The sequence below is a fragment of the Sporacetigenium mesophilum DSM 16796 genome, from assembly GCF_059569055.1.
Map to the genome: position 1 here is coordinate 45,271 of NZ_JCANUR010000019.1, position 7,668 is coordinate 52,938.

At 29.7% G+C, this 7,668-nt stretch carries 5 protein-coding genes; all 5 read right to left on the reverse strand.

Going from position 1 to position 7,668, the window contains the following annotated elements:
- Window positions 1-179 precede the first annotated feature (179 nt).
- The 5 genes from carB to argB are packed head-to-tail and all read right to left on the reverse strand — an operon-like array spanning window position 180 to window position 7,519.
- Entirely contained in the window at window positions 180-3,368 is a 3,189-nt protein-coding gene (gene carB, locus BS62_RS13115; RefSeq protein ID WP_496491733.1) for a carbamoyl-phosphate synthase (glutamine-hydrolyzing) large subunit, read from the reverse strand.
- On the reverse strand, window positions 3,368-4,438 hold the full coding sequence (gene carA, locus BS62_RS13120; protein WP_496491734.1) for a glutamine-hydrolyzing carbamoyl-phosphate synthase small subunit: 1,071 nt from the start codon (window positions 4,436-4,438) through the stop codon (window positions 3,368-3,370). The genes carB and carA overlap by 1 nt, the downstream gene beginning before the upstream one ends.
- A gap of 13 nt (window positions 4,439-4,451) precedes the next feature.
- Window positions 4,452-5,621: an aspartate aminotransferase family protein gene (locus BS62_RS13125; RefSeq protein ID WP_496491735.1), complete on the reverse strand. Its 1,170-nt coding sequence runs from the start codon at window positions 5,619-5,621 to the stop codon at window positions 4,452-4,454.
- Window positions 5,622-5,646: 25 nt separating this feature from the next.
- Window positions 5,647-6,645 (reverse strand): ornithine carbamoyltransferase, encoded by a 999-nt coding sequence (argF, locus tag BS62_RS13130; protein WP_496491736.1) that lies wholly within the window; start codon window positions 6,643-6,645, stop codon window positions 5,647-5,649.
- Window positions 6,635-7,519, reverse strand: a complete 885-nt coding sequence (gene argB, locus BS62_RS13135; protein WP_496491737.1) for an acetylglutamate kinase — start codon at window positions 7,517-7,519, stop codon at window positions 6,635-6,637. The genes argF and argB overlap by 11 nt, the downstream gene beginning before the upstream one ends.
- Window positions 7,520-7,668: the final 149 nt, after the last annotated feature.

The window sequence follows — 7,668 nt, forward strand, 5'->3', positions numbered from 1 at the left end:
CTATAAAATAGTAAATCTTTTGATTGTTTTTGTCAACGTTATTAGACTACTTTATTATAATAAAAAAACATTATATTATTTTCTACTAATTATCCTTAGAAAATAATACAATGTTTATAAAAAAATTCGCTACGCTCATATCGCCAACTACCAAATGGGACCTTGCTCAAATTTATATATTATTTAAAATAACTTTGTAAGGGCTTGTAGGCTATTTTTTCTTTATTTTTCTTTATTTTAATAGCTTTTAAAAATAGCTTTGCAGTATCAATACATGTAAATATAGCTATTTTTCTTTCTGTTGCCTTTTTTCTTAGCTTAAATCCTTCTGTTTTTATATCATTACCATTTGTAGGTGTGTTTAATATAATATCAATATTGCCCTCACATATAAACTTATCTAAATTGTCTAAATCTATATTTTGACAATTAATTTCTTTATTATTTAAAAACTCACTAGTTCCTTCTGATGCATATATATTAAACCCTAAATTATAATATTCTTTTATAACATTAAGTCCTTCTTCTTTATCTATATCCTTTAAAGATGCATACAATCCGCCCTTTGTAGGAATGTTTACATTTATTGAACTAAATCCCTTGTATATAGCTTTATCTAAATCTTTATCTATTCCTAACACTTCACCTGTTGACTTCATCTCTGGACCTAGGTACATATCAACATTTGCAAGTTTTTCACTAGAAAAGACAGGAATCTTTATGGCATATAAATCTTTGTTTTCTAAAAGGCCTATTCCATATCCTATATTTCTTAATTTTTTACCTAACATAACTTCTACTGCAATTTTGACCATTGGAGTTGAAGTTACTTTACTAAGTATAGGTACAGTTCTTGAGGCTCTCGGATTCACTTCTATTACATATATATCTTTTCCATCATATACATATTGAATATTTATAAGACCTACTATTTTTAATTGTTCAGATATTTTCTTTGTATAATCTACTAATTTATCTATAATTTGCTTGCTTAAGTTTAGACTTGGATAAACAGTTATACTATCTCCAGAATGAACTCCTGTTTTTTCAACATGCTCCATAATCCCTGGTATTAATATGTCGTCACCATCACATATTGCATCAACTTCTATTTCTATCCCTCTTACGTATTTATCTACAAGTACAGGATATTCATTTGATAAACTTACTGCTTCATTTATATATTTTTCAAGCGAACTATCATTATAAACTACTTGCATAGCACGACCACCTATTACATATGAAGGTCTAACTATTACAGGATAGCCTAGATAATTAGCTACATTTAGGGCATCTTTTAAATTTGTCACAGATTCTCCATTTGGAGCTGGTATATCTAAATTATTTAAAAATTTCCCAAACTTATCTCTATCTTCTGCTAAATCTATAGAATTAAATGATGTTCCTAATATGTTTACTTTTTTTTCATAAAGTTCTTTTGCAAGATTTATTGAAGTTTGCCCTCCAAATTGAACTATAACCCCTTTGGGATTTTCTTTATTTATTACATTCATAACATCATCTATATATAAAGACTCAAAGTATAGTTTATCTGCAGTATCAAAATCTGTACTCACAGTTTCTGGATTGTTGTTTATAATAATAGATTCATACCCTAATTCTTTTATTGCCCAAACTCCATGAACACAGCAATAATCAAATTCTATACCTTGACCTATTCTTATAGGCCCTGATCCTATAACTAAAATCTTATCATTATTAGATACTATGCTTTCATCTTCTTCATCGTAACAGGAATAGTAATATGGAGTATTTGAGTCAAATTCGCAACTACAAGTATCCACCATTTTATAAGCTGGATATATGTTATTGCTAATTCTAATTTTATCTAGTTGTTCAGAACTAAGTCCAGAAATTTCACAAATTTCCTTGTCTGTAAACCCAAGTGATTGAGCTTCATGTATTAGTTTTTCATCAGTATTTTGTTTTTTAAGTTTATTTTCCATATCTACAATATTGTATATACAATGTAAAAACCACTTATCTATTTTTGTTAATTCATAAATTTCATCTATAGTTATATTAAGTCTGATAGCTTGTGATATAGCAAATATTCTCTCATCATCACACATTTTTATTTTTTCAATAATTTCACTTTTATCCATACTCATTAAATCTGGTATTCTAAGTCCAGTGAATTTTGTTTCAAGTGAACCTATTGCCTTTAAAATAGCACTTTCAAAGTTTCTGCTTATAGCCATAACTTCCCCTGTTGCCTTCATCTGAGTTCCTAGTTTTCTTGTTGCTTTACTAAATTTATCAAAAGGCCACTTAGGTATTTTTACTACTACATAATCTAATGTTGGCTCAAAAAATGCACTTGAATTTTTTGTTACATAGTTTTTAAGTTCATCAAGACTATATCCAATAGCAATTTTTGCCGATATTTTTGCAATAGGATAACCTGCTGCTTTTGAAGCTAATGCACTAGATCTACTTACTCTCGGATTAACTTCAATTACAACATAATTATTGCTAAATGGATCAAGAGCAAACTGAACATTACATCCACCTTCAATTTTTAAGCTTCTTATTATATCTATAGAAGCTTTTCTGAGCATTTGATATTCTTTATCTCTCAATGTTTGAGATGGAGCAACAACTATACTATCACCTGTATGCACTCCTACCGGGTCTATATTTTCCATATTACATACTATAATACAATTGTCTTTTTTATCTCTTATTACTTCATACTCTATTTCCTTCCAACCTGCTACGCTTTGTTCTAAAAGTATTTGACCTATAGGGCTACTTTTAATTCCATTTTCACATATTTTTATAAGTTCATCGTAGTCATTTGCTATTCCTCCCCCAGTTCCACCTAAGGTATATGCCGGTCTTATTATTACAGGATAATCGTATTTTTGAACAAAATTTATACAAGTATCTATATCATTTGCTATTATGCTCATAGGAACTGGTTGATTGATTTCTGTCATAAGGTTTTTGAATAATTCTCTGTCTTCTGCATTTTTTATAGTATCGCTGTCTGTTCCTAAAAGTCTTACATTATACTTCTTAAGGATTCCCTTATCTTCTAAGTCCATAGCCAAATTAAGAGCTGTTTGACCACCAAAACCAGCTAAAATCCCATCTGGTTTTTCTTTTTCTATAATTTGTTCTAAAGCTTCTATGTTAAGAGGCTCTATATAAACTTTACTAGCAATACTCATATCAGTCATTATTGTTGCAGGATTACTATTTACAAGAATAGTTTCTATTCCCTCTTCCATAATTGCTCTACAGGCCTGAGTACCTGAATAATCAAATTCTGCAGCCTGGCCAATAATTATAGGTCCCGATCCTATAATCAAAACTTTTTTAATGCTTTTATCTACTGACATTATTTCTCCCCCTTCATTATAGACATAAAATTATCGAATAAGTAAGAAGAATCTTGTGGTCCAGGGGATCCTTCTGGATGATACTGTACTGAAAAAACAGGAAGATGCTTGTGCTTCATTCCTTCTACTGTATTATCATTTAAATTAATATGAGTAACTACCATATCTTTGTCTTTTATACTATCTGAATCCACTGAATATCCGTGATTTTGAGAAGTTATATATGATTTATCTTTTTCTATATCATATACCCCATGATTACCTCCACGATGTCCGTATTTCATTTTATAGGTATCTCCGCCAACAGCTAGAGCAAGTATTTGATGACCTAAACAAATTCCAAATATAGGTACATCTTTTATGATTTTTTGTGTGGTTATTATAGCCTCTTTTGCTTCTTTGGGATCTCCAGGCCCATTGCTCAATAATACTCCATCAGGTTTTATACTCATAATATCTTCATATGTAGCATTATGAGGAAATATTGTTATGTCACACCCTCTTAATTTCAAATTATTAACTATGTTTGCCTTTACTCCAAAATCTACTAAAGCTACTTTTTGACCATTTCCTTTTATATGAATTATTTCATTTGTACTAACATCTTTCATCATATCGCCTTTAGATTCATATTTATTTAAAGTGTTTTTTAAATGATTTATAGATAAATCTTCGTGAGATATTACACATTTTAAAACGCCTGAATTTCTAATCTTTTTAGTCAAACTTCTTGTATCTATACCGTAAATTCCAACAATACCCATGTTCTTAAGCATTTCATCAATATTTGTTTTACTCATGTAATTTGAAGGATTTTGAGATATGTTTTTAACTATTAATCCCTTAGCATATATTTTTGATGATTCACTTTCAACTTCATTTATTCCATAATTTCCTATAAGTGGATATGTCATATTTATTATTTGACCAGCATAAGAAGGATCTGTTAGTATTTCTTGATACCCTGTCATCGATGTATTAAATACAAGTTCTCCAAAAGTCGTTCCTATTTTCCCAAAACCTTCACCTTCATATATACTTCCATCTTCTAAATATAAAACTGCCTTCATCTAATCACCTCTTTTATATTAATTCATTTAAAACTTCATCTATTATATCTATCCCTTTATCTATTTCTTCATTTGATATGTTTAATGCTGGAATTATTCTAACTACATCTTCTCCTGCACCTGCTACTAAAAGTCCTTTTTCAAAACACTTATTAATAAATTTACTTTTATCTATTGTAAGTTTTATTCCAAGCATTAACCCTATACCTTGAATTTTACTTATTCCCTTATATTTGCTTTTTAATTTCGAAAGCTTATTTATAATATATTTACTTTTTTTATCTACTTTATTTAATACATCGTTATACATTAATTCTTCTAAAACTGCTATTCCTACTGAACATGCAAGTGGATTTCCTCCAAAAGTACTACCATGATCACCAGGAACAAATGCACTAGCTGCCTCTTTAGTTGCAACTATAGCTCCTATAGGAAATCCTGCACCTAACCCCTTTGCAAGACATATTACATCAGGAATAACTTCAAAATTTTCATATGCAAATAATTTACCTGTTCTTCCTATACCGCACTGAATTTCATCAAATATTAAAAGTGCATTATGTTTTTTACATAAATAACTTAGTTCTTTTAAATAATCACTTTGTGCAACTACTATGCCCCCTTCTCCTTGGATAGGCTCAATTATAACGGCGCATGTGTTTTCATTTATTTTATTTTTTATATCTTCAATATCATTGAACTTAGCACTTTTTACACCTTTCATAAGTGGCATAAAATCCTTTTGATATTTTTCTTGACCTGTAACAGCAAGGGCTCCAAGGCTTCTTCCATGGAATGAATTATCCATAAATATTATTTCATTTTTATAATTCCCACCATTTTCTAATCCGTACTTTCTTGCAAGCTTTAAAGCTGCTTCAACAGCTTCTGTTCCACTATTACAGAAAAAAACTTTATTATGATTACTATAAACACATAGTTTTTGTGCAAGTTCTAATTGCTTTGTGTTCCAATATAAATTTGATATATGCATTAAACTATTACTTTGATCATTTATAGCTTTTATTATGACTGGATTAGAGTGACCCAAGCAATTAACTGCAACTCCAGAAACAAAATCAATATATTCTTTATTATTTATATCATAAACTTTACTACCTAAGCCTTTTTCAAACACTACATCAAATCTTGAATAAGTATCCATTACATTATTATCTGCCATATTTATGCCCCCTTTATTTCAAAATTTAGATGTTCCCTATTGTAGCAACCATTATAGCTTTTATAGTATGCATTCTATTTTCAGCTTCATCAAATACAACTGAATGTTTAGATCTAAAAACTTCATCTGTAACTTCCATTTCTTTAATTCCAAATTTCTCGTATATTTCCATACTTGCCTTAGTGTTTAAATCATGAAATGCTGGTAAACAGTGCATAAATATTATATTTTTATTTTCAGTTTTGTTTATCATATCCATGTTTACTTGATATGGCATAAGTAACTTTATTCTTTCTTCAAACATATCTTCTTCACCCATAGATACCCAAACATCTGTATATATTACATCTGCACCTTTAACCTCATCCATATCCTCAGTTAATGTTATTGTTGCTCCTGTTTTATTTGCAACATGTTGCATCTCTTCTACTAATTCCTCACATGGCCATAACGATTTTGGGGCAAGGGCAACAAATTTCATTCCCATTTTAGATGCACCTATTAGCAATGAATTACCCATATTATTTCTAGCATCTCCAACATAAACAAACTTAACTTCGTTAATAGGTTTGTTTACATGTTCCATAATTGTTAGAAAATCTGCTAATATTTGAGTTGGGTGATACATATCTGTTAATCCATTCCATACTGGTACTCCAGCATTTTGTGCTAATATCTCAACAGTTTCTTGTTCAAAACCTCTAAATTCTATTCCATCATAAAATCTTCCAAGTACCTTAGCTGTATCTTCTATAGATTCCTTTTTTCCCATTTGACTATCATTAGACCCTAAAAACGTTACATGACCGCCTTCATCTAATGCAGCAACTTCAAAGGAACATCTAGTTCTAGTTGACGTCTTTTCAAATAATAAAACAACATTTTTTCCTTCCAATAAATTGCCCTTTATTCCAGCTCTTTTTTTTGCTTTTAAATCCTTAGATAAATTTAATAGATATTTTATCTCCTCTGGCGTAAAGTGTTTTAACGTTAAAAAACTTCTCCCCTTTAAATTAACTGGCATGTTTAACTCCTCCTTTTATCATTGTACCTATCCCTGTATTTGTAAATATCTCTAAAAGCAAACTATGTTCTTGTCTCCCATCTATAAGGTGGATATTTTTTGTTCCACCCTCTATTGCATCAGCACAGCACTCAAGTTTTGGTATCATCCCCCCTTTTATATTTCCTGATTTTATATATTCTTTTATATCGTCCACACTTAGACTTGATATAAATGTTGATTCATCATTTAGATTTTTATAAATTCCCCTTACATCTGTTAAAAGAATTAATTTTTCTGCTTTTAAGCAAGAACTTATAGAAGCGGCTACATAATCAGCATTAACATTATACATGTTGCCTTCTAAGTCACATCCAATAGGAGATATTACTGGCAAATTATTTTGTTCAAGTAAATCCATTAATAATTTTTTGTTAATACTTTTTACTTCTCCTACATATCCAATGTCTAATTTTTCATCACCTTCAAGAATGTATTTTTTCTGAGATTGAATTAAATTTCCATCTCTTCCACTAATACCAATAGCACTTATGTTATGCATACATAATTTTGAAGTTATATCTTTATTTACTTTGGATGACAATACCATTTCAACTACTTCCATGGTATCTTTGTCTGTAACTCTTAGACCATTAATAAAACTATTCTCTATTTTAAATTTATCTAAGAAATTTGAAATATCTGGGCCACCACCATGTACTATCACTACATTTATTCCTACAAGTTTGAGCAAAACTACATCCTCGATAAATGCCTTTTTAGAATTTTCATTCTGCATTATACTCCCGCCATATTTTATTACAAATGTTTTACCTTTAAATTTTTTAATATATGGCAAGGCCTCCATTAAAATCGATATTTTTTCACAATCCATTTAATTTCCTCCTTTTTAACTTCGATAATAATTATTTGAATACAAAAAAACTCTCATCTCTTAAATAAGAGACGAGAGTTATCCCGCGTTACCACTCTTGTTGATATAATAAATTATATCCACTCAATTCCTTTAACGGGGAAACCGGA